This is a genomic window from Halotalea alkalilenta DSM 17697 (genome assembly GCF_000621205.1).
GTDB classification, from domain to species: domain Bacteria; phylum Pseudomonadota; class Gammaproteobacteria; order Pseudomonadales; family Halomonadaceae; genus Halotalea; species Halotalea alkalilenta.
In genome coordinates, this window is record NZ_KK211232.1 from 31,497 (window position 1) to 54,443 (window position 22,947).

Below are 22,947 nucleotides of genomic sequence, written 5' to 3' on the forward strand. Positions count from 1 at the left end.
CGCCCGCTTCTAGATCCGTCGCGCCACGCTGGCGACGGCCTTGGATAGCGCAGCGAAACCGAGCCTCAGCGGCGCGGCGGCGCGCTTGCCGCCGGCCTCGAGCGCGATATGGGCCTGCTGCGCTTCACGCTCGGCGATGCGCTCGAGGATCGCCCGCGAGCGCTGATCGGCAGCGGGCAGTGCGCTCAGGTGACGATCGGTCCGGTCACCGATACGCTCGGCCTGGGCATTGACCAGGCCGAGGCCCCAGCGGTCGTCCAACCGGGCGCTGATCGCGCCGCCGCCGAGCGAGGCGAAATAGATCAGCGGCGCGAGCAGGCTCGGCTTCGCCTCCAACTCGCGCAGCCTCGCGCGACACCAGAGCAGCCGGTCGAACCCCTCTTCGGCGTAGCGCAGCATGCGCCGACGCCCTTCCTCGCTGGGCGCGCCGAGCGCCCGACCGCGATAGAGCGCAACGCTCGCCAGCTGGTCGATGTGGTCGATGCGCAGCAGCTGAGCAGCGGCGTGCCGCTCCTCCTCGGTGAGGCCGGCATCGTTGACGCCCACCGCGGGCGATGCCTGGGCAGGCACGACCGTCGATGGCGCCAGCGTACGCAGCGCAGCGTCGAACTGCTCGATCAACCGGTCGGTGAAACTGTACTGGCGAGACGGCGGCATGAGGGCACTCCCTTGGCGACTGCGAAAACACGCGACACCCTCCCATCATAGCCGCTCGCGCCGATACCGGCCCACTACGGCGCGCCCAAGGTCGCGCCGTACGCTATCCATCCCATCGCGCGACCGATCTTGCGTCTATACGTGGACGCCGAGACGTGCGAAGCGATTGCCGCGGCGCAGGTAGCAACCCCAGACGATGGCGATGCACAGCAGATAGAAACCGATGAATGCATAAAGCGCCATCACCAGCGATCCACTCAGACTGGAGGAGAGCGCGAAGCCGCGCGGAACCAGGAAACCGCCATAGGCGCCGACGGCTGCGATCACGCCGATCGCCGCTGCCGCATGGCGCTTGACCACATTCATCGCCGCATAGTCCCGGGTATCCACGCCGGCGCGGAAGATCGCCGGGATCATCCGGTAGGTCGCGCCGTTACCGACCCCGGTGAATACGAACAGCAGCATGAAAGTGGCGAAGAACAGCAGGAAGCTGCCGATCTCGAGCGCATGGATCACTCCCAAGGCGCCGATGATCATCATCGCGAAGGAGACCACCGTCATCCGCGCGCCGCCGAAGCGATCGGCGAGCGATCCACCGAGGGGACGGGCGAGTGAGCCGACCAGCGCGCCCATGAAGGCGAGTCCCAGGCTTACCTCGGGAAAGGCGATGGAGATCAGCGTCGGAAAGGCGCCGGAGAAACCGATGAAAGAGCCGAAGGTGCCGATGTAGAGCACCGACATGATCCAGGTGTGGCGATGGCGAAAGGCGCCGGCATAGCCTGAGAAGTCGGTCTTGGCGGTGCTGAGGTTGCTCATGTAGCGCCAGGCGAGCAGCGCCGAGAGCAGCGCCAGCGGGATCCACAGCAGCCCCGCCCGCTCGAGCGCGATACCGCTGCCCGACACCACCACCAGCGGAATCACCAGCAGTGCGACCGCGACGCCGAGGTTGCCGCCGGCGGCATTGAGCCCAAGCGCCCGGCCCTTTTCCGCCTCGGGGTAGAAAAACGAGATGTTGGCCATGGAGCTTGCGAAGTTGCCGCCCCCTACGCCCCCGAGCGCGGCGAGCAGCAGCATCACGGTGAAAGAGGTGCCGGGATTGAGCACCACGTAGACCAGCCCGAGGCAGGGCAGGATCAAAAGCAGCGAGGAGATCACCGTCCAGTTGCGCCCGCCGAAGCGGGGCACCGCGAAGGTATAGGGGAATCGCAGCGTGGCACCGACCAGGTTGGGCACCGCGATCAGCCAGAAGATCTGATCGGGGGTCAATGAATAGCCGACTCGATTGAGCATCGGCGCGGTCACCGCCCAGAGCTGCCAGACGGCGAAGCCGAGAAACTCGGCGAAGATGGAAAGCCACAGGTTGCGCTTGGCGATGCGCTGCCCATGGGTCTGCCAGAAATGCTGGTCCTCGGGATCGAAATGCTCGATCCAGCTGCCGCTGGCGACTAGGGGCGTACGGGCGTCACGAGACAACGGGGTAGTGTTCGATTCCACGATCGATTCTCCGCAGGTCGGAAGGAGATGACGAAACGTTATGAATCGACGCACTCGTATCCGGCCGGCGGATCTGGTCCACGTCGAGATGCCCGGCCCGGGAGGAGCGGCGGCATCTACGCGCCTTTAGCGAAGCAAGCGGCGTACCAATCAGCGCCATTCGGCGAGAAAGGCTCGGATATCCCCCAGCGGACTTGGTTCGAGGGCCAGCCAGGGTGGCGATAGCGCACCACCGGCGTGCATCTTGGAACCACCGCGCATCATCCAGACACCTGCACGCGAACGCTTGTCGCCGCGTCGCACTTACGGGAACATGGCTTACCGGAACACGGCTCACCCGGACACGCCGTAGCCGGGCGACGCGCAAGCCCCGCCGTTGCCACGCCGATCCCCTGACCGTCCTTTACCGAGGAATCTCGATGAGCGTGCGAGTGCTGATCGTCGATGCGCGTTCCGAGCGCTCGCACACGCTTGAACGCGCGCTCGTCGAAGCCGGCTTCGAAGTGCTGATGGTCACCGACGAGTCCTGCGACCTGCATGGCCTGGTCGAACGCCTCGAGCCCGATGCGGTGCTGATCGATACCCGCCTGCCGAGCCGCGACGTTCTCGAGCACCTCGGCCATATCAACCGCCGATACCCACGACCGATGATAGTGTTCTCCCGGGAAGCGGATTCGGCGCTGACCCGGCAGGCCGCGCGCGCAGGCGTCAGCGCCTATGTGGTCGAGGGGCTGGTGCCTTCGCTGGTGCGTTCGCTCATCGATGTGGCGATCGAAAGCTTCGAGACTCACCGCCAGCTCAAGCATGAGCTCACTCGCGCGCGCGAGACGCTGAACCAGCGGCGAACCATCGACCGCGCCAAGACCGCGCTCATGGAGCGTTACGGGGTCAGCGAGGCAGTCGCCTATGGGCAACTGCGCAAACTCGCCATGGACCGCAGAACCACGGTATTCGAACTCGCCGGGGAGCTGCTCGAACAGCTCGTCGACACCCGGCCGCGCAAGCCTGGGGCAAAATCGCCCGATGGCGACGAAGGAGACGATCGATGAGCGCGCTTGAAACCCACCACCTGCGCCTGGCGATGCTGCCGCTGTCGGACAGTGCACCGCTGGTGGTCGCCGCCGACCAGGGCTTCTTCGCCGAGGAGGGACTCGATGTCGAACTGCGCGTGGAGAGTTCGTGGGCCGCGGTGCGCGATGCGATCCAGCTCGAGCAGGTCGAGGCAGCCCACCTGCTGCCGCTGATGCCGCTCGCAGCGACCCTCGGGCTCGATGGCCGCCCCACGCCGATGCTCTCAGCGTTGACGCTCAACCTCAACGGCAATGCGATCAGTCTCTCGCGCCCGCTGTTCGAGCAAATGTGCACGCTGCTTCCCGAGGCCACCGCGCACCCGCAGCGGCGTGCCGAGGCCCTCGCTCGGGTGATAGCGGCAAGGCGCGAGGCAGGTCTCGAGCCTCTCAGGCTGGCCTGCGTCCACCCGTTCTCCTCCCACCACTACCTGCTGCGTGCCTGGCTCGACGCCGCGGGGATCGATCCGGACCGCGACGTGGAACTGCGGGTGGTGCCACCCCCGCTGATGGCCGACCAAGTGGAGGCGGGGTGGGTCGATGGCTACTGCGCCGGTGCGCCCTGGAATGACCTCGGGGTCGAGCGCGGCGTCGCAGTCATCGTCTGCGAGGGCTACGCGATATGGCACAACGCCGGGGAGAAAGTACTGGGGGTTCGCGAGCAGTGGGCCGAACGTCATCCGAACACCCACCATGCCCTGCTGAGAGCGCTGATCAGGGCCGGCCACTGGCTCGACGCCGATGCCGAGCATCGACTCGCCGCATGCCGGATGCTGATCGACGGCGGCTATCTCGCGCTGCCCCACAGCGTGGTCGAAGCGGAACTCCATGCTCGCTTCGTTGCCGGTGAGGGGCGCGACGCCCAGCGTGACATCCACTTCGCCCGCTTCAATGCCCAGCACCCTTGGCGCACTCATACGCTTTGGTTCGCAGCGCAGCTGTATCGCTGGGGCCACTTCGACGACGAAATCCGGCTGCGCGAGGCGGTCGAGCGCTGTGTACGTCCGGACATCTATCGGGCCGCCGCGCATTCGCTGGGGATCGCGGCCGCTCGCACCGAGCTCTGCTCGCTAGGCGAGCATGCGCTGCCCCACCGCATCGATGCCGATGACGGCGGCAGCCTCCTGCTCGGCGCCGATTCGCTGCTCGAGGGCGGACGCTTCGATCCCTCCGCGCCTTTCCCTGCAAGCCGCGCGCAAAAGCCATCGAGGCAGCGGTGAACGACGGCGGCCCGGGCTAGGTGCCCAGGCCGCCATCACAGACTGCTGACAAAGTATTTGAAGATGCCACGCTGGCTTCCAGCCGCCTCCAAGAGCGCGCTGGCCGGCAATCGATTGCACCGGGGCTTGCGACATGGATGTCGCAAAAGGCGCGCCCGGACAGGGACGTCCATGCGCGCCGACCCGAGGGCAAGCGATTGCCGGCCAGGGTTTCGCGATCTTGTGGCGGCGCGTCCCCATCAGGGGGAGCGCGAGGGGTCCGCCCCTCGCATCTAAACGAGCGATAGGTTCGTTGGGGCGAAAACGGTTCTCGACTCGCCAGGATCGAAAGTATCGCTGGGTCTAAAAGGGGTTTGTCATTAATCTGTGAACGACGGCGGCCCGGGCTAGGTGCCCAGGCCGCCGTGATCGATCGCGCAATGCTCGCGAAACCGGCGCCTCAGCCCGGCGGCCAGTTGAACCGGCGCCCGCCGAGCAGATGCATATGGATGTGGTAGACGCTCTGGCCCCCGTACTCGTTGCAGTTCATCACCACCCGATAGCCCTCTTCAGCGAAGCCGAGCTGCTTGGCGAGCCGGGCGGCGACGAGCGGCAGACGCCCGACCAAAGCGGCATCCTCCTCGGTGAGATCGTTGAGCGTGGCGATCGGCTTCTTGGGGATGATCAGCACATGGGTCGGTGCCTGAGGGTTGATGTCGTTGAAGGCCAGCACCTGATCGTCCTCGTAGACGATCTCGGCGGGGACCTCGCGGGCGATGATCTTGTCGAACAGCGTGCTCATGAAATCCTCGTGGTTATCGGCGGGGAACTAGCGGAAACGCCGCTGGGCGAGCAGCGACTCGATCTTCGGTGCGATGATCAGCTCGATCGCGAGCGGCATCTTGGCACCCGGGACCACCAGGGTATGCGGGCGGGTGATGAACGACCCCTGGATCATCGCCAGCAGGTAGGGGAAGTCGACCTGCATGCGATCGCGAAAACGGATCACCACGAACGACTCGGCGTCGGTCGGAATCGACTGCGGCTCGAAGGGGTTGGAGGTATCGACCGTGGGCACCCGCTGGAAGTTGATATGGGTGCGCGAGAACTGCGGCTGGATGTAGCGCACGTAGTCCTGCATCCGGCCGAGGATGGTGTCGACCACCGCCTCGTGGGAGTAGCCGCGCATGTTGATATCGCGGTCGATCTTCTGGATCCATTCGAGGTTGACCGTCGGCGCCACACCCACCAGCAGGTCTACGTGGCGGGCGATATCGTACTCGTCGGTGACCAGGCCTCCATGCAGGCCCTCGTAGAACAGCAGATCGGTGCCGGCAGGCAGCGGCTGCCACTCGGTGAAGGTACCGACCCGATGGCCGGCCTCAAGCATCCGCTTGTCTTCGGCATGGATGTAATGGCGATAGTCGCCGGTACCGCGCGCATTGTACTCGGCGAACAGCGCCTCCAAGCGGTCGAGCAGGTTGGCCTCGACATGGAAGTGCGAGAGCTGGTGCTTGCGCTCCGGCTCCTCACGGCGAATCCGCGCGAGATCATCGCGGGTATAGCGATGGAAAGCGTCGCCATCGACGTAGGCGGCATGCACCGCTTCGCGCTCGAACATGCGCTCGAAGGCGCGGCGCACCGTAGTGGTGCCTGCGCCCGACGAGCCAGTCACGGCGACGATCGGGTACTCACGCGACATCGACTCCCTCCCCTCTGATAATCCCGACGACCCGCTCGGGCCAGAGCCCCAGATTAGGCGTTTTCGCGCGCGATCGCACGATGGGCGATGTCGCGCCGATACACCGCTCCCTCCAGCTCGATCTCCTCGAGCCCGCGATAGCTCGCCGCCGCCGCATCGAAAACGCTCTCTCCCAGTGCCGTGACGCAGAGCACCCGACCACCGCTTGAAAGCACTCGTCCATCGCCGTCCATCGTGGTACCGGCATGGAACACCTTGGCGCCGAGCGCCTCGGCGGCGTCGAGCCCAGTGATCGGATCGTTTCTGCGGTAGCTTCCGGGGTAGCCGCCGGCCGCGAGTACCACGCCGACCGCCGGACGCGGGTCCCAGTCGCAGGCGACCCGGTCGAGCCTTCCCTCCAATGCCGCAAGGCAGAGCGCGACCAGATCGGAGCGCAGCCGCAGCATGATCGGCTGGGTCTCGGGATCGCCGAAGCGGCAGTTGTACTCGATCACCTTGGGCGCGCCTTCGGCGTCGATCATCAGCCCGGCATAGAGGAAGCCGACATAGCGCGCGCCCTCTTCCTTCATCCCGCGCACGGTCGGTTCGATCACCTCGCGCATGATCCGCGCGTCGATCTCGGCGGTGACCACGGGTGCCGGCGAATACGCCCCCATGCCTCCGGTATTGGGACCGAGATCGCCGTCGAGCGCGCGTTTGTGGTCCTGGCTGGTGGCCATCGCCAGCACCTTGTCGCCATCGACCATGACGATGAAGCTCGCCTCTTCACCGTCGAGGAACTCCTCGATCACCACCCGCGCGCCGGCATCGCCGAAGGCGTTGGCCTCGAGCATGTCGCGCACCGCCGCGCGCGCCTCCTGCTCGGTGGTGGCGACCACTACCCCCTTGCCGGCGGCAAGGCCGTCGGCCTTAACCACGATCGGCGCAGCGCGGCCTTCGACGGCGAGCGCATCGAGGTAGGCAAGCGCCTCGCCGACCTCGGTGAAGGTGCGGTACTCGGCAGTGGGAATCGCATGGCGGGCAAGGAAGTCCTTGGTGAACGACTTCGAGCCCTCGAGCTGGGCGGCCTTGGCGCTGGGGCCGAAGATCTTGAGCCCCTCGCGCTCGAAGCGATCGACGATGCCGGCGACCAGCGGCGCCTCGGGACCGACGATGGTCAGCTCGACGGCCTCGCGCTTGGCGAAATCGACCAGCGCATCGAAATCGTCGATATCGATCGCCACGTTCTCGAGCTTCTCCTCGCGTGCGGTACCCGCGTTGCCCGGAGCGACGAAGACACGCTCGACCGCGCTCGACTGCGCCGCTTTCCATGCCAGGGCGTGCTCGCGGCCGCCACCGCCGATGATCAATACCTTCATGGATACCATCCCGCTTGAACTTGAGTCGGATTCAGCCGCCGATTATGCCAGAAAACCGCGCCAGCGGCGGCGCGACCGAGATGTGCCCGAACTGCTATGCTAGCGGCTGGCAATGAGTCACGAATCGATGAACCTGATCCTGTTTCCCTCCGAATCCCTGCACCACTCCCCCGATGGAACCGCCTATGTGGAGCTACGCGATCCACGCAGGCTGCGCCATCTCCACGAGGTGCATCGCGCCACCATCGGCGAGCGCTACCAGCTCGGCGAGATCGACGGCGATATCGGCGAAGGCGAGCTGCTCGCCTTCGACCGCGGCCTCGCGCGCTTCGCCTTCACCCCGCGCCGCGCCGCGCCGCAGCCGCTGGACCTGCACCTGCTGCTGGCGCTGCCGCGTCCGCGCATGCTCGCACGCAGCCTCGAGAATATCGCCACTCTCGGGGTCAAGCGCCTGACCCTGCTCCACACCGCGCGGGTCGAGAAGAGCTACTGGCAGTCCCCGGAGCTGGGAGCGGAAAAGATCCGTCAGCATCTCGAGCTCGGGCTCGAGCAGGCCCGCGACACGCTGATGCCGGCGGTCGAGCTGGTCACCCGCTTCAAGCCGTTCGTCGAGGACCAGCTGCCCGCGCTGCTCGAGGGGCGCCGAGGATTGGTCGCCCACCCCGGCGCGGCGGCAGCCTGTCCACGCGGATTGCCGCTCGATGCGCCGCTGCTGCTGGCGATCGGTCCCGAGGGAGGGTTCATCGACTACGAGGTCGAGCGGCTGATCGACGCCGGCTGTGAAGGCATCCATCTCGGCGAGCGTATCCTGCGGGTAGAAACCGCAGTGGTGGCGCTGCTCTCCAGGCTCTACTGAGCCCGGCGCCTTCTCCCCACCCATCCCTCCCATCAATCATCGAGACCAATCATGGCCTCACTCGAACAGCGGCTGCTCAAGCAGTCGACCCTGATGATGGCGCTGGTCGCCGTCTGCGGTATTTTCTTCGGCCTCTTCGCCGCTTCGCAGTCGATCCTCTTCGATGGGATCTTCTCGGTCGTCGCCACCCTGATCAAGATCCTGATGCTGGTCACCGCCCGGCTGATCGCCCGTGAGTCGAGCCGTCGCTTCCAGTTCGGCTACTGGCATCTCGAACCGATCGCGATGCTGGTCGAGGGCGGCTTCCTGCTGCTGATCGCGGTCTATGCGATGAGCTCCGGCATCCTCGGCCTGCTCAGCGGCGGCCACGCGATCGACTTCGGCCTGGCGTCGATTTATGCGGCGCTCTTCACCCTGATCGACTTCGGCTACTACGCCTACCTGCGCCGGCGCAATCGGCGGCTGAACTCACCGCTGGTGCGTTTCGACACCCTGAGCTGGATGACCGACGGCATTCTCTCCCTCGGCCTGCTGTGCGCCTTCGTCTGCGCCTGGATACTCGCCGATACCGGATACCGCGCGCTGACCCCCTACCTCGACCCGCTGATCCTGGTGGTGATTTCGCTGATCATCGCGCCGACCGCCCTTCGCGCCTCGATGCCGGCGTTCAAGGACCTGCTGCAGATGGTGCCTAGCTCACTGGATCAACAGGTGCGGGAGACGATGCAGGCGTTCGTCGCACGCCACGGGCTCGCCGGCTTCACCTCCTACGTCCAGCGCAGCGGACGGGCGCGCTTCATCGAGATCCACGTACTGCTCGCCGAGAATGCAGAGATCGGCACCATCGCGCGGCTCGACGGCTGGCGGGAAGAGATCGCGAACGCGCTCGGGGAAGCGGCGCCGGAGCGCTGGCTGACCATCTCTTTCACCAGCGATCCACGCTGGGCGCAGTGATCCTGGAACCCGCCAGAAGGGGGATGACGAGAGGCCAAGCGGCACGGCGAGGAAAATGTTGGCTTAAGCTTGGTTTGCTGGCGACCGACACTGATGAATGTTACATTTTTGGAGCTCGAACATTAACTTAGCGTCGCTCGAGCGGTGTACCGAGCGCTGTCGTGAATTCATTTTACAGCTAACTAATGAAATCGCCGCGACAGCGCGAAGGGAGCTCCAATCGACCCTGGGTCGGCTGCCATCCCCTTCCCCGAGCGTTTCGCCGAGCACCGAACCAATTGCCATCCTCGGCTTGGCCGTGAGCCACCTAATCCGCCTGAATCCGCGCAAGCGAGAAGTTCCCGCCTGCCACGGCGACAGGCGCCCGGCTCACAGCACCCGGCCGATAAAAAAGCATGCATGCCCTTCGCCACGACGTCGAACCGGACGAGGCAGGGCCCGTCGAACCGAAGCCTGAGAGCGCGTACATGACCTTGCCGTTGATCGTCCTGCTCCCGCTGCTGGGCAGTCTCGTTCCCCTCCTGGGCGCGCGTGCCGGGCGCACGGGAAGCGCCTGCCTCACCGCCATACTGCCGCTGTGCGCGCTGGTGTTGACCATCTTCCTCTCGGTCTCGGTATTCGATGGCCAGATCGTCCGCTACAGCCTGCCATGGGTGCCGCAGCTCGGACTCGAACTCGCCTTCCGCCTCGACGGCCTGTCACTGCTCTTCGCCCTGCTGATTCTCGGCATCGGTCTGCTGATCATCGTCTATGCGCGCTACTATCTGGCGCCCGAGGACTCGATGGCGCGGTTCTACAGCTACCTGATGCTGTTCATGACCTCGATGCTCGGGATCGTCACCTCGGACAACCTGCTGCTGCTGTGGTTCTTCTGGGAGCTGACCAGCATCTCGTCGTTCCTGCTGATCAGCTTCTGGACCCACCAGAGCAGCGCGCGCAAGGGGGCCAGGATGGCCCTGGCGGTCACCGGCGCCGGCGGCCTCTGCCTGCTCGCGGGCTTCATGCTGATCGGCAAGATCGTCGGTACCTTCGATATCGGCACGATCCTCGATTCGGGTGACATGATCCGCGAGCATCCCGCCTACATGGTGGTGCTGGTGCTGGTACTGATCGGCGCATTCAGCAAGTCGGCGCAGTTCCCCTTCCAGTTCTGGCTGCCCCACGCGATGTCCGCGCCCACCCCGGTGAGCGCCTACCTGCACTCCGCCACCATGGTCAAGGCGGGGATCTTCCTGATGATCCGCCTCTACCCGGTGATCAGCGGCACCGATGCCTGGTACTACATCGTCACCCTGGTCGGGCTGTTCACCATGTTCTACGGCGCCTACATGGCCATGGTGCAATACGATCTCAAGGGACTGCTCGCCTACTCGACGATCAGCCACCTCGGCCTGATCACCATGCTGCTCGGCCTCGATACCCGGCTCTCCACCCTCGCCGCGGTCTTCCACGTAGTCAACCATGCGATCTTCAAGGCGTCGCTGTTCATGGCGGTGGGCATCGTCGACCATGAATGCGGCACCCGGGACTCGCGCAAGCTCGGCGGCCTGCGCAAGTACATGCCGTTCACCGCCGCCCTCGCCACCGTGGCCGGCGCCTCGATGGCCGGGGTGCCGCTGCTCAACGGCTTCATCTCCAAGGAGATGTTCCTCACCGAGAGCCTGCAGACCCAGAACCTCGGCGGACTCTCCTGGCTGATCCCGGCGCTTGCGACGGTAGGCTCGGCACTTTCGGTGGCCTATTCGCTGCGCCTGGTGGTCGATGTGTTCTACCGCGGCGCACCGCGCTTCCTGCCCAAGGAGCCCCACGAGGCGCCGAGGCCGATGCGCCTGCCGATCGAGGTACTGATCCTTCTGTGCCTCGCGGTCGGGATGTTCCCGGCGCAGATCGTAGGCCCCCTGCTCGACGTGGCGATGAGCGCGGTCGCCCCGAACGCCATGGACGGCCAGGATCTGTCGCTGTGGCACGGCTTCAACCTGCCGCTGATGATGAGCATCGCGGCGATGGCCTTCGGCGCCGTGCTCTATTTGCTGCGCGGCGGGCTCAACAGCTTCCGCCGCGACTTCCTCGTCACCGACGCCAAGTACGTGTTCGAGGGCGCGGTGCAGCGCGCCACCGCGTTCTGCGCCCGCGCCCTGGACCGCTTCGACTCACGTTCGCTGCAGCGCTACGTGTTCCTGATGATGGCGATGATGCTGGTGCTGGCCAGCTTCGGCCTGCTGCGCATGCCGGTGCTGATGGGTGAGGTGCCGATGCAGCCGCTCGATCCCTACATCATCGTCGGTGCCACGCTGATGGCCACGGGGGCGATCGCTACGGTCTACTTCCAGCGCCAGCGGCTGATCGCCTTGATCTGCCTGTCGATCACCGAGCTGATGGTGATCCTCACCTTCCTGCGCTTCTCCGCACCGGATCTCGCGCTGACGCAGCTGGTGGTATCGACGGTCACCGTTATCCTGATGCTGCTGACCCTGTTCTTCCTCCCTCAGCAGACGCCCAAGGCATCGAGCGGGATCCGCATCCTGCGCGACCTGATTCTCGCCGGGGCGATCGGCATCGTGATCGCGAGCATCAACTTCGCGGTCCTGACCCAGCCCTATGAGACCATCGGCAACTTCTTCACCGAGCAGGCCAAGCCCGGCGGCGGCGGCTACAACGTGGTCAACGTGATCCTGGTCGACTTCCGTGGCTTCGATACCTTCGGCGAGATCGCGGTGCTCGGCATCGCCGCACTCGGCGTGCTCAAGCTGCTCAACCGGATGAAGATCTTCGTGCCGACCACCAGCGCGGAGAACCGTCCCTGGTCGCCGGAGTACTACCCGACGATCTTCGGCTCGGTTTCCCAGGTGCTGTTCCCGCTGGCGCTGATGGTCTCGGTCTACATCTTCCTGCGCGGCCACAACCTGCCGGGCGGAGGATTCATCGGCGGGCTGGTCGCCGCGTCGGCGCTGATCATGCTCTACATGGCGCGTGGCGTGGAATGGACCCTGCGCCGGCTGCGGGTCGACTACCAGCACGTGATCGCCGCCGGCCTGCTGGTCGCCGCCTTCACCGGCATGGGCGCCTGGGCCTTCGGCGAGCCGTTCTTGACCTCCTGGTTCGACTACTTCCACCTGCCGCTGATCGGCGAGCTCGAACTCGCCACCGCCCTGGTGTTCGATCTCGGCATCTACCTGGTCGTAATCGGCTCGACGATGATGATTCTCGCCAATCTGGGCAAGCTGGCGACGCCGCACAGCCCGGCGCGCGAAGCGCGCAAGGCGTCGACCAAATCCACCACGATGGAGCACCATTGAGATGGAAGCGCTGTTTTCCGCCGCGGTCGGAATCCTGACCACTTGCGGCATCTACTTGACCCTGCGAGGGCGCACCTTTCCGGTGGTCCTCGGTCTGACCCTGCTGACCTACGCGGCCAACCTGTTCCTGTTCTCGATGGGGCGGCTCAAGCTCGGCGCCAGCAATCTGGTCAACGACGGCCTTCCCGATGTCGACCCGCTGCCACAGGCACTCGTACTGACCGCCATCGTGATCGGCTTCGCGATGACAGCGTTCGTGATCATCCTGGCGATTCGCGCTCGCGGGGATCTCGGCAGCGACCACGTCAATGGGCGTCGGCGCCAGTCACGGCGCAGCAAGCACGATGACCCGCTCGAGCTCAACCAGGCTCGTGGAGGCATCAAAAGGTGAGTGACCATCTGATCATTGCTCCCATCGTCCTGCCGCTGCTGCTCGGCGCGCTGATGCTGTTCAAGCGCGGCGACAGCCAGCGATTCCACCGCACGCTCGCCGCCATCGGCATGGTCGCGCAGCTGGCGGTGGCGATCACTCTGCTGGTCCAGAGCAGCGACGGTACGATCCGCAGCTACGCGCTGGGCGGCTGGCAGCCGCCGTTCGGGATCATTCTGGTGCTCGACCGCCTCGCCGCCTACATGGTGCTGATCTCCACCCTCCTCGGCTCGGCGGCGCTGCTCTATTCCTCCGGCGGTCAGGACGCCCGGGGCAGCAACTTCCACGCGCTGTTCCAGTTCCAGCTGATGGGGATCAACGGCGCCTTCCTGACCGGCGACATCTTCAACCTCTTCGTCTTCTTCGAGATCCTGCTGATCGCCTCCTACGGACTGATCCTGCACTCCGGCGGACGCAAGCGGACCCTGGCCGGGCTGCACTACGTGGTGCTCAACATCGCGGCGTCGTCTTTCTTCCTGATCGCGATTGGCACGCTCTACGGCACCCTCGGCACGCTCAACATGGCCGATCTCGCGGTGCAGGTCACCAATATGGATCCGCGCCGCGCCGCGCTCGTGCAATCGGCCGCGCTGCTGCTGATGGCGGTGTTCCTGCTCAAGTCGGCGATCCTGCCGCTGCATTTCTGGCTGCCCCGCGCCTACGCCGCGGCGCCGGGGGCGGTGGCGGCGATCTTCGCGATCATGACCAAGGTGGGTATCTACTCGATCCTGCGGGTGTATACGCAGGTCTTCGGCGACCATGCCGGAGAGCTCGCCAACTTCGCCCACGTCTGGCTATGGTGGGGCGGCCTCGCCACCCTGGCGATCGGCGGCATCGGTGTATTCTCGAGCCCTGACCTACGCCTGCAGGTCAGCTACCTGACCCTGATCTCGGTCGGCACCATGGTCGCCGCGCTCGGCATGAGCCATCCGGCGAGCTATAGCGCCCTGCTCTTCTACCTGCCCCATACCACTTTCATCAGCGCGGGACTGTTCCTGCTCTCCGAGGTGATCGGCCGCCAGCGCGGACGCGCCAGCACCCGCATCGTCAAGAGCCGGCGGCTGCGCCAGCCCTATCTGCTCGGTGCGCTCTACATGGTCGGCATGCTCGGCATCCTCGGTTTGCCGCCGTTCTCCGGCGCGCTGGCCAAGACCCTGATCCTGTTCAGCGCCCAGGGCAGCGAGGGAGCATGGCTCTGGCCGCTGGTGCTCGGTTCGACCCTGCTGGGCATCGTCAGCATCTCGCGCGCCGGCACCACGGTGTTCTGGCGCTCGGGCGCGAGCGCCTCGACCAAGGGGCCGCTGCTCAACCTGCGCACAGGCGGTGCCGTGGTCATGCTAATCGGCGTGGCCGTGCTGATGCCGATCTTCGCCGGCCCGATTAGCGCCTACACCGATACGATCACTGCGCAGCTGCTCGATACCAATGCCTACACCGAGGCGCTGCTCGGTATCTCCATCGACACCGCCGGAGAGGAGAGCGGATCATGAAACGCTTCTTCCATTGGCTCATCACCCATCCCTTCATTTCCACGTTGATCTTCTTCACGTGGCTGCTGCTCACCTCATTCACCCCGGGCAGCGCGGTACTGGCGTTCTTCCTCGCCCTGATCATCCCCAAGCTCACCGATGCGTTCTGGGTGCCGCAGCCGAAGATCCACAAGCCGTTCAAGCTGGTGCTCTTCGTCTTCCACGTGTTCTACGACATCATCGTCGCCAACCTGGCGGTCGGGCGTAAGGTGCTTTCGCCTAGCCATCATTCACGGCCTGGATTCATCATCTATCCGCTGGCGATGCAGGAGCCATTTCCGATCACCCTGCTGACCAGCACGATCTCGCTGTCGCCGGGCACGCTGTCGGCGCACCTGCGCCCTCACGACAACACCCTGCTGATCCATGCCCTCGACGTCGATGACCGGGAGGCGCTGGTCAACTTCATCTACGAGCGCTACGAACGCCCGCTCAAGGAGATCTTCGGATGCTAGGTTCGATGTCGATCCTCGAATGGGGGATCTGGATCAGCGCACTTCTCTACATGGTCGCGTTCTGCCTGAACGCCTACCGCGTCCTGATCGGCCCCAGCCTGCCCGACAGGATCGCGGCGCTCGACACCATGTACATGAACGCGATCGGCCCGGTGATTTTGATGGGTATCAGCACCGGCACTCGCTTCGATTTCGAAGCAGCGATGCTGATCGCGATGTTCGGTTTCCTAAGCATCGCCGCGCTGTGCAAATATTTGCTGCGCGGCATGATCATCGAGTAAAGGAGGCAATTCCAATGGAATACCTGGGCTTTTTGGTCGAGCTCGTCGTCGCCCTCCTGCTGGTATGCGGCGGCCTGACCGCAGTGGTCGGCGGTATCGGCATGGTGCGATTCAACGACTTCTACATGCGCATGCACGGGCCGGCGATGAGCTCGACGATGGCGCTCGGCTGCATGATCCTCGCATCGATCCTGTTCTTCTGGTTCCACACCGGCACGCTGCGTTTTCCCGAGCTGATCCTTACGCTGTTCGTACTGATCTCCGCGCCGGTGAGCGCCCACCTCCTGACCATGAGCGCACTCCATCTGAAGCTCCCGCGGCAGTCCAATACCCAGGGCGGGCCATTCGAGCTCAACGAAAAGATCGACCAGGACTGAGCGTTCGGTTCTTTTCGGGCCAGCAAAGGAAAAAGGGCCGCCTCGCAGCAGTGCGAGGCGGCCCTTCTTTTGCACTCGATGACTACCAGCCTTGGGTGTGCTGGACGACCAGATCGGTGAAGAGCGCCAGGTGATCCTCACGGTCATTGAGCGCGGGAATGTACGCATAGCGCTCACCGCCCGCCTCGAGATAGTTCTCCTTGTTCTGGATCGCTAGCTCCTCGAGGGTCTCTAGGCAGTCGGCCGCGAATGCGGGACTCATGATGTCGATGGCGTCGAAGCGCTTCTGCTTGCCCCAGGCAGCGAGCGTCATGTCGGTGTAGGGCTTGAGCCACTCCTCGCGCCCGAATCTCGACTGGAAGGTCATCGTCCACTCCCCATCCTCAAGCCCCAGCGCTTCGGCAAGCAAGCGGCTGGTCGTCGCACATTCGCTCGCGTAGGGATCGCCCTCCTCCGCGTAGCGCTTCGGCACGCCGTGGTAGGACATCACCAAATGGCCTCGATAACCCTGATGATCCCAATGCTCACGGACGCTGGCGGCGAGCGCCGAGATATAGCCCGGATGATCGTGGTAGCTGCGTACGGTGCGAAGCTCCGGATGCGCCGGGCACGAGGCCAGAACACGCGCCAAGCTGTCGAACACCGAAGCGGTGGTGGAGCGAGAGAACTGTGGATACAGAGGGAGCATCAACAGCCGCTGCACTCCCTTGGCCCGCAGCGCCTCGATCGCCTCCTCCATGCTCGGTCGACCATAGGTCATCGCAAGCTCGACCGGGATCTCCTCGTCGAAGCGCTCAGCGAGGCGCTCGGCAAGCGCACGCTGCTGACGGCGCGACATCACCAGCAGCGGTGATCCCTCATCGGTCCAGATCGAGCGGTAGGCCTTAGCGACCTTGGGCGGGCGGAAAGGCAGCACCACGCCATAGAGTATCGGCAGCCATATCGGCCGTGGCGTATCCACCACCCGGCGGTCGGAAAGGAACTCAGCCAGATAACGCCTGACAGCGGGAGCGGTAGGTGCCTCGGGCGTACCTAGATTGACGAGCAGTACTCCGAAACGCGGACTTGGCATCAACGACTCCTTGATTCTTCGACTCCGTCTCTCCTGGAGGCGGTGGCTGCCTTGGTACCATGCGGCCATCCCACCAGAACTGGCGGCATTATAGCTCCTGGGAAGAGATAGAACGGGCCAATCCTGTCTATGACAGCGGATTGAACGACACTATGAGACGCCGGCTATAGCGGCGTCTCGGCGGGAAGTAACGAGTGGGATTGAAACTAGGTGCGCGCCGAATGGTACGACATGGTCACAACGCCAGCGCGGTGCGCTCGCTGGCGGGGATATCGATCTGCGCGGCTTCGACCAGAAAGGCACGCTTGACGCCGAGGGTCCGCAGTACATCGAATGCGGCATCCAACGAGCGGAACAGTTGGGGCCGCCCCTTGCGTTCCAACAGCCAGACATGGCGGTCGTCACGACATTCGATCTGATAAAGCTGATTGCCTACCGAAGCTATGACGTTCAATTCCAATTCACCGAGTCGCTCGGTGTCATGCTCGAGTTGATGCATGTCCATATCGGTTCTCCTTCATTGCATCTTTATTGCTCTCTTGTTTCGCGGCGCGCCCTTCCTGGGCGCAAGGTCGCATGCATTGCCAGACCACCGCGAATGCGTACCGCGCCCTCCTGGGCGGTACGTACGGCCATGCTACCGACACCGAGTGTCAGCAAGATGACTGCTCCACTGTAGGACAACTAAAAGCGCCGTTCTATCCCTCACACCAGCGGGCGCATCAATGGGACGCCTCAGGCCCACCCTCTTCAGGCACGACTCAACCAGCTCTTGCGACCGATGGTCCAACGCTTCGAGGAGGGGCATGCCGGCAGCCGGCGAGGAGAAGAGCCGGGGGGAGTAGGTGAAAAGCCGAAAGAGAATGCGAGAGAACGCCGGCGGCGCTGGGACATTCAAGATCAAGAGCGCCCGCTCAAGCAGGCACTCTTGCCACCATGTGGTGGTCAACGGTCGAATCAGGACGAGGCGTCGCTCAGTCGCGCTGATAGGTGCTGGGGTCGATCGCGACGCCTAGGGAATTGCGATCGATCCATTTACCGGCCTTGGCTTCACGATAGCGGAACACCACCATGTCGCCGACCTTCACCGGCAGCTCGGCATCTTCCACCTGATAGGTATAGGTCTCGCCGCCTACCACCAGCACATGGCGATAAAGATCCGGCATGCCGAGCCACTCCTTGAACGGCCCTTCCCGATCGAGGCTCTCGAGCACACCGCGCGCCTCGAGCTTGGGTTGTCGACGCCGACCGCTGCGGCGAAATCCTGCTGCCATCTATGCCAATACCTCGTTTTCGAATCAGTGTAGAACCAGGAAATCACTCGTCGCCGAACTGGCCGTAGCTGTCCGGGGCAAGATCCTCGAAGCGGGTGTACTTGCCCACGAAGGCCATGTGCACGGTGCCGATCGGGCCGTTACGCTGCTTGCCGATGATCAGCTCGGCAAGCCCTTTGTTATCGGGGTTGTCGCGATTATAGACTTCGTCGCGGTAGACGAAGGCGATCAGGTCGGCGTCCTGCTCGATGGCGCCCGACTCGCGCAGGTCCGACATCACCGGGCGTTTGTTGGGACGCTGCTCGAGCGAGCGGTTGAGCTGCGAAAGCGCCACCACAGGGCAGCTGAACTCCTTCGCCAGCCCCTTGAGTGAGCGGGATATCTCGGAGATCTCCGCAGTACGGTTCTCGGACATCCCCGGTACCTGCATCAGCTGCAGGTAGTCGATCATGATCAAGCCGATGCTGCCCGCTTCACGGACCAGCCGCCGAATTCGAGCGCGCATCTCGTTGGGCGACAGCGCCGGCGTATCGTCGACGTAGAGCTTGCGATCCTTGAGCAGGTTGACCGCCGAGGTCAGTCGAGGCCAGTCCTCGTCCTCCAGCTGGCCGGTACGCACCCGGGTCTGGTCGATTCTCCCCAGCGAAGAGATCATCCTCAGCATCAGCTGCTCTGCCGGCATCTCCATCGAGAACACGATCGACGCTTTGTCGCTGCTGACCACGGCGTGCTCGACCAGATTCATCGCGAAGGTGGTCTTGCCCATCGACGGGCGCCCCGCAACGATCACCAGATCCGCAGGCTGCAATCCCGAGGTCATCTCGTCCAGGTCGCGAAACCCGGTCGACAACCCGGTCATCTGGCCCTTGAGATTGAACAGTTGGTCGATCCTGTCGACTGCCTTGGTGAGCAGACTGCTCATTCCCACAGGGCCGCCGAACTTGGGCCGGGACTCGGATATCTGGAAGACCAGCCGCTCGGCCTCGTTGACCAGCTCATCGGCGGGACGCCCCTGGGGAGTGAAAGCCCCCTCGGCGATCTGATTGGCGGCCTGGATCAATTTACGCAGCGTCGCGCGCTCGCGCACGATATCGGCGTAGGCGCGAATGTTGCTGGCCGAGGGGGTGTTTCGAGCCAGTTCGGCAAGATAGGCCAACCCACCCACCTGATCGAGCTGGTCGCGCAGCTCCAGCGCTTCGGAGAGCGTCACCACGTCGACGGCGCGGCTCTCCTCGAGCAGCTGCTTGACCGCATTGAAGATGCAGCGATGCTCGAAGCGATAGAAGTCATCACTGATCAGACGCTCGGAGACCAGGTCCCAGGCACTGTTGTCTAGCATCAGACCGCCCAGCACCGACTGCTCGGCCTCGACGGAATGGGGTGGCACCTTGAGCGCAGCGGTTTCTTGATCGCGCTCGGTCACTTCGCTCATATGGGGTCCGTGAAGTGAAGGCAAGCCCCGAAGGGGCGATACGAGAATTCTTCCGCGCCCACGCCGCCAATGAGCGGCCAGAGGCGTGCGGAGGTAGGAGCATGGTAATGCCACCAGCCGATTCAGGCCAGCCGCGCAGGTCGATGGACAAGGCCAGGCCAGAGCCCGAAAAGAAAGGGGCACGCTTGCGCGTGCCCCTTTCAACCACCGGTGGCGGACCGCTTATTCGGCGGTGACGACCACGCGGACGACGGCCGACACGTCCGAATGCAGCTGGAGGTCGATATCGTATTCGCCGGTGGAGCGAATCGGGCCTTCCGGCATCCGCACTTCGCTCTTGGCGACGTCGATGCCGGCCTGAGCGATGGCGTCAGCCAGATCGCGCGGACCGATGGAACCGAACAGCTTGCCTTCATCGCCGGCCTTGGCCGTCAGCGAAAGCTCGATGTCGGCCAGCTGAGCGGCGCGGCTTTCGGCTTCAGCCTTGCGGATCGCGGCTTCGCTTTCCAGCTCAGCGCGACGAGCCTCGAAGGCATCGATGTTTTCCTGGCTCGCCGGTACGGCCAGGCCGTAGGGAATCAGGTAATTACGGCCGTAGCCGGCCTTGACGGTGACTTTGTCACCCAGGGCGCCCAGCTTGCCGAGCTTGTCGAGCAGAATGACTTCCATCTCGTTGACCTCTTAACGTTGACTACCGGCGAGACGCCCGCGGAAGTTCGCGAAGCTGTCGATCAGCGCCAGTAGCAGCACTATCACTATTGCGGGCCAGGTGGTCAGCAGCAGGGCATAGAAGCCCACCAGCCAAAGCCCATTCATCCCCTTGATACCCAGCAGCCCATGCACCAGCGCGATGCCGGACACCAGCAGCGGCACCCAAGCGACCAGCAGCGCCGCGGGGGCGCCGAGCAGGCCACCGACCAGGGCGATCGCAATCACCACGCCGAGCTCGGCCGGACGCAGACGCAGCTGGTGAAACTCGCTGCGAAAGCCACCCGGATTGTAGAGCCCGGCCTGCCAACTGCGCGCCAGCGCCAGACAGGCGACCGAAGCGAGCAGCATCATCAGCCCGGTGACTACACCGATCAGCAAGCTGGCGAGCTGATCGATCGAAATGCCCTGCTGCGCGTAGCTGGTCAGCAGGGCATCGATCTCCCCGGAACTCTGACGCAGCTGCTCGATCAGCAGCCCCGCGTCGGGCGGTACGAAGATGCCGCTCTGGCCCAGCACCGCGGAGACCAGGCTGCCTGCGATCAGCGTCTCGCTCCAGCGCGTCCGGGCTCGCAGCACGCCGGCCATGAGCGCGACCAGCACGATGCAGCTCACCGGCAGCACGTCGCCCTGCGTCCACCAGAACAGGCTGGGAATCAGGGCGGCGATCAGCACCGGCGCTGCTTGCGTCGTGCCCTTGCGCAGCACGCAAAGCGCGACGACTGCGGCGCCCAGCCAGAAGAACCAAGGTACCAGGGTGGCGGCCAGCGCCACCCCGATCGCCTGGTAACGGCCCTGCATCACCCATTTGGCGAACGCTAGCAGCATGGGTACCCGCTTACTGGTGGCTGTCGGTGTACGGCAGCAGCGCCAGGTAGCGCGCGCGCTTGATCGCAGTGGCCAGCTGACGCTGGTAGCGAGCGCGGGTACCGGTGATGCGGCTGGGTACGATCTTGCCGGTTTCGGTGACGTAGGACTTCAGGGTATCGATGTCCTTGTAATCGATCTGCTTCACGCCTTCGGCGGTGAAACGGCAGAACTTACGGCGACGGAAAAAGCGTGCCATGGGTCAATCCTCCGGACGAATCTTACTCAGCGGTTGCTCTTTCAGCGTGGTAGCTTTCGCTGTCACGCTCGCCATCGTTACGCTCACCATCGCCGCGCTCGTCACGATCACGACGGCGACCGCGCTCTTCACCGGCCCTCATCATCGGAGAGGCTTCGGTGACCGCTTCATTGGTGCGTACGACCATGTTGCGGATGATCGCGTCGTTGAAGCGGAAGATGTTCTCGAGCTCGGCCAGCGCTTCGGCGCCGCACTCGACGTTCATCAGCACGTAGTGCGCCTTGTGGATCTTGTTGATCGGGTAGGCCAGGTGGCGGCGACCCCAATCTTCGAGACGATGAACGGTGCCGCCGCTCTCGGTGACGATGCCGGTGTAACGCTCGACCATCGCCGGAACCTGCTCGCTCTGGTCCGGATGAACCATGAAGACGATTTCGTAATGACGCATGATGTCTCCTTTCGGTTTGACAGCTTCGACGCGTTCCAACGCAATGGCGTGGAGCCGGAAGAAGCAAGGAGGGAGATGAATGTCGCGACGGCGAACCGTCGGAACACGATTGCGGACCACCGCTGTAGCGGCGGCCGCGAATATGACGAAAAGCCGCGATATTCTAATGATCCTGACACAGGACTACAAGCATAGCGCTCAACCGCGCTGCCGCACCGCTTCGAAAAGCCCGATGCCGGCCGCCACGGAGACGTTGAGACTCGACACCCTGCCCGCCATCGGCAGCTTGACCAGCGCATCGCAGCGCTCGCGCGTCAGCCGCCGGAGCCCCTTGCCCTCCGCACCCATCACCAGCGCGCACGGTCCGCGCAGATCGACCTCGAACAGGCTTTGGGTCGCCTCCCCGGCGGTCCCATAGACCCACACGCCATGGCTGCGCAATGCCTCCAGCGTACGGGCAAGGTTGGTGACCTGATAGACCGGCACCGCTTCCGCCGCACCGGAGGCGACTTTGCGCACAGTGGCGTTGAGCGGTGCGGCGCGATCCTTGGCAACGATCACGCCGTGGGCACCGGCCGCATCGACACTGCGCAAGCAAGCCCCGAGGTTATGGGGGTCGGTGACGCCATCCAATACCAGCAGCAGCGCAGGCCGAGCCTCACGCCAGTCGTCGAGGCGCCAGAGCAGGCTCTGCTCCGCCTCGGCGACCAGCGGCGGACAGAATGCCACCACTCCTTGATGATTGCCGCCTTTCGCGACGGCATCGAGCGCCTCGCGCGATGAGCGCTGGATGTCGATGCCCCGCTCGGAAGCGATGGCACAGAGCTCGGCGAGACGCTCACCCGCATCGCCCTCCTGAATCCACAGCTGCCTCGGCGGCTCGACCCGACCGTTCTCGACGGACAGCAAGGCCTCAACGCTGTGTACCCCATAGACCGCCTCACACCCCTTGGGCGGCACCGGCGAGGCGCCCATCGTACGCGCGGGGCGCCTCGTCGCGACACCGTCCGTACCAGGAGTACGGCGGGAGAGATTCTGATGACGACGCGCCATCAATCACGCCCTTGCGGCTTCTTGCCGCTGCGTCTCGGCCTGGAGGTTTTACCCGCAGAGGAGGAACGCTCGCTCTCATCGGCCGCGTTTTTGGTAGCACGCTTCTTCGACCCGGCCGCAGCAGCGCTCTCGGTCTTGGCCGCCTCAGTCGTCTTGGCAGTGCGCTTCTTCGACCTAGCAGGAGCAGCGCTCTCGGTCTTGGCCACTTCAGTAGTCTTGGCAGTGCGCTTCTTCGACCT

25 protein-coding genes are annotated in these 22,947 nt (G+C 64.5%); 11 read left to right on the plus strand and 14 right to left on the minus strand.

What is annotated here, in order from left to right; translation table 11 throughout:
* Positions 1–9: 9 nt before the first annotated feature.
* Together Q376_RS0117800 and Q376_RS23350 are read right to left on the minus strand one after the other, a co-directional pair.
* Positions 10–657: a 3-demethoxyubiquinol 3-hydroxylase gene (locus Q376_RS0117800; RefSeq protein ID WP_027351452.1), complete on the minus strand. Its 648-nt coding sequence runs from the start codon at positions 655–657 to the stop codon at positions 10–12.
* Between the two features lie 135 nt (positions 658–792).
* Positions 793–2,151, minus strand: a complete 1,359-nt coding sequence (locus Q376_RS23350) for an MFS transporter (protein WP_052365496.1) — start codon at positions 2,149–2,151, stop codon at positions 793–795.
* A 419-nt stretch (positions 2,152–2,570) separates the two neighbouring features.
* Between Q376_RS23350 and Q376_RS23355 the strand changes: the two genes are divergently transcribed.
* Together Q376_RS23355 and Q376_RS23360 are read left to right on the plus strand one after the other, a co-directional pair.
* A complete protein-coding gene (locus Q376_RS23355; RefSeq protein ID WP_052365497.1) occupies positions 2,571–3,200 on the plus strand; it encodes an ANTAR domain-containing response regulator in 630 nt (209 codons plus the stop codon).
* The gene (locus Q376_RS23360; RefSeq protein ID WP_043448630.1) at positions 3,197–4,438 is read left to right on the plus strand and encodes a CmpA/NrtA family ABC transporter substrate-binding protein; all 1,242 of its coding nucleotides are present in this window, start codon (positions 3,197–3,199) and stop codon (positions 4,436–4,438) included. Before Q376_RS23355 ends, Q376_RS23360 begins: the two co-directional genes overlap by 4 nt.
* A 439-nt stretch (positions 4,439–4,877) precedes the next feature.
* Here the strand turns inward: Q376_RS23360 and Q376_RS0117820 are convergent, their stop codons facing one another.
* From Q376_RS0117820 to purD, 3 genes are read right to left on the minus strand one after another with little or no spacing between them, the layout of a single operon-like run.
* Positions 4,878–5,219 (minus strand): histidine triad nucleotide-binding protein, encoded by a 342-nt coding sequence (locus Q376_RS0117820; protein WP_027351453.1) that lies wholly within the window; start codon positions 5,217–5,219, stop codon positions 4,878–4,880.
* A 27-nt stretch (positions 5,220–5,246) separates the two neighbouring features.
* Positions 5,247–6,119 (minus strand): phosphoribulokinase, encoded by an 873-nt coding sequence (locus Q376_RS0117825; RefSeq protein WP_027351454.1) that lies wholly within the window; start codon positions 6,117–6,119, stop codon positions 5,247–5,249.
* Positions 6,120–6,172: 53 nt separating this feature from the next.
* Complete coding sequence (purD, locus tag Q376_RS0117830) at positions 6,173–7,477, minus strand: phosphoribosylamine--glycine ligase (RefSeq protein WP_027351455.1); 1,305 nt, start codon at positions 7,475–7,477, stop codon at positions 6,173–6,175.
* Positions 7,478–7,604: 127 nt separating this feature from the next.
* Between purD and Q376_RS0117835 the strand changes: the two genes are divergently transcribed.
* From Q376_RS0117835 to mnhG, 8 genes are all read left to right on the plus strand, one after another.
* Complete coding sequence (locus tag Q376_RS0117835) at positions 7,605–8,333, plus strand: 16S rRNA (uracil(1498)-N(3))-methyltransferase (protein ID WP_027351456.1); 729 nt, start codon at positions 7,605–7,607, stop codon at positions 8,331–8,333.
* A gap of 51 nt (positions 8,334–8,384) precedes the next feature.
* On the plus strand, positions 8,385–9,287 hold the full coding sequence (locus Q376_RS0117840) for a cation diffusion facilitator family transporter (RefSeq protein WP_027351457.1): 903 nt from the start codon (positions 8,385–8,387) through the stop codon (positions 9,285–9,287).
* Between the two features lie 467 nt (positions 9,288–9,754).
* Positions 9,755–12,583: a monovalent cation/H+ antiporter subunit A gene (locus Q376_RS0117845; RefSeq protein WP_027351458.1), complete on the plus strand. Its 2,829-nt coding sequence runs from the start codon at positions 9,755–9,757 to the stop codon at positions 12,581–12,583.
* 1 nt (position 12,584) lies between these two features.
* Entirely contained in the window at positions 12,585–12,974 is a 390-nt protein-coding gene (locus Q376_RS23365; protein WP_052365498.1) for a Na+/H+ antiporter subunit C, read from the plus strand.
* Positions 12,971–14,503 carry a monovalent cation/H+ antiporter subunit D gene (locus tag Q376_RS23370; RefSeq protein WP_043448633.1) on the plus strand — a complete coding sequence of 511 codons (1,533 nt, stop codon included), beginning with the start codon at positions 12,971–12,973 and terminating at the stop codon, positions 14,501–14,503. The genes Q376_RS23365 and Q376_RS23370 overlap by 4 nt, the downstream gene beginning before the upstream one ends.
* Positions 14,500–14,997: a Na+/H+ antiporter subunit E gene (locus tag Q376_RS0117860; protein ID WP_027351459.1), complete on the plus strand. Its 498-nt coding sequence runs from the start codon at positions 14,500–14,502 to the stop codon at positions 14,995–14,997. Before Q376_RS23370 ends, Q376_RS0117860 begins: the two co-directional genes overlap by 4 nt.
* Positions 14,998–15,008: 11 nt before the next feature.
* Positions 15,009–15,278: a K+/H+ antiporter subunit F gene (locus Q376_RS0117865; RefSeq protein WP_027351460.1), complete on the plus strand. Its 270-nt coding sequence runs from the start codon at positions 15,009–15,011 to the stop codon at positions 15,276–15,278.
* A 14-nt stretch (positions 15,279–15,292) separates the two neighbouring features.
* Positions 15,293–15,655 (plus strand): monovalent cation/H(+) antiporter subunit G, encoded by a 363-nt coding sequence (mnhG, locus tag Q376_RS0117870; RefSeq protein WP_043448637.1) that lies wholly within the window; start codon positions 15,293–15,295, stop codon positions 15,653–15,655.
* Between the two features lie 82 nt (positions 15,656–15,737).
* On the opposite strand, the gene hemH is transcribed toward mnhG, so the two are convergent.
* From hemH to rlmB, 9 genes are all read right to left on the minus strand, one after another.
* A complete protein-coding gene (gene hemH / locus Q376_RS0117875) occupies positions 15,738–16,727 on the minus strand; it encodes a ferrochelatase (RefSeq protein ID WP_027351462.1) in 990 nt (329 codons plus the stop codon).
* A gap of 235 nt (positions 16,728–16,962) precedes the next feature.
* Positions 16,963–17,226: a hypothetical protein gene (locus Q376_RS23375; RefSeq protein ID WP_155834405.1), complete on the minus strand. Its 264-nt coding sequence runs from the start codon at positions 17,224–17,226 to the stop codon at positions 16,963–16,965.
* 475 nt (positions 17,227–17,701) lie between these two features.
* Positions 17,702–18,001, minus strand: a complete 300-nt coding sequence (locus Q376_RS0117885; RefSeq protein WP_027351463.1) for a hypothetical protein — start codon at positions 17,999–18,001, stop codon at positions 17,702–17,704.
* A 43-nt stretch (positions 18,002–18,044) separates the two neighbouring features.
* On the minus strand, positions 18,045–19,433 hold the full coding sequence (gene dnaB, locus Q376_RS0117890; RefSeq protein ID WP_027351464.1) for a replicative DNA helicase: 1,389 nt from the start codon (positions 19,431–19,433) through the stop codon (positions 18,045–18,047).
* 222 nt (positions 19,434–19,655) lie between these two features.
* A complete protein-coding gene (gene rplI / locus Q376_RS0117895) occupies positions 19,656–20,102 on the minus strand; it encodes a 50S ribosomal protein L9 (RefSeq protein ID WP_027351465.1) in 447 nt (148 codons plus the stop codon).
* Between the two features lie 12 nt (positions 20,103–20,114).
* Positions 20,115–20,969: a hypothetical protein gene (locus Q376_RS0117900; protein ID WP_043448644.1), complete on the minus strand. Its 855-nt coding sequence runs from the start codon at positions 20,967–20,969 to the stop codon at positions 20,115–20,117.
* Positions 20,970–20,979: 10 nt separating this feature from the next.
* The gene (gene rpsR, locus Q376_RS0117905; protein ID WP_027351467.1) at positions 20,980–21,207 is read right to left on the minus strand and encodes a 30S ribosomal protein S18; all 228 of its coding nucleotides are present in this window, start codon (positions 21,205–21,207) and stop codon (positions 20,980–20,982) included.
* 22 nt (positions 21,208–21,229) lie between these two features.
* Entirely contained in the window at positions 21,230–21,655 is a 426-nt protein-coding gene (rpsF, locus tag Q376_RS0117910; protein WP_027351468.1) for a 30S ribosomal protein S6, read from the minus strand.
* Between the two features lie 198 nt (positions 21,656–21,853).
* Positions 21,854–22,630 carry a 23S rRNA (guanosine(2251)-2'-O)-methyltransferase RlmB gene (rlmB, locus tag Q376_RS0117915; protein WP_027351469.1) on the minus strand — a complete coding sequence of 259 codons (777 nt, stop codon included), beginning with the start codon at positions 22,628–22,630 and terminating at the stop codon, positions 21,854–21,856.
* A gap of 63 nt (positions 22,631–22,693) precedes the next feature.
* Between rlmB and Q376_RS25245 the strand changes: the two genes are divergently transcribed.
* Positions 22,694–22,947: hypothetical protein (locus Q376_RS25245; RefSeq protein WP_043448649.1), on the plus strand; the 254-nt coding region annotated here is incomplete at its 3' end.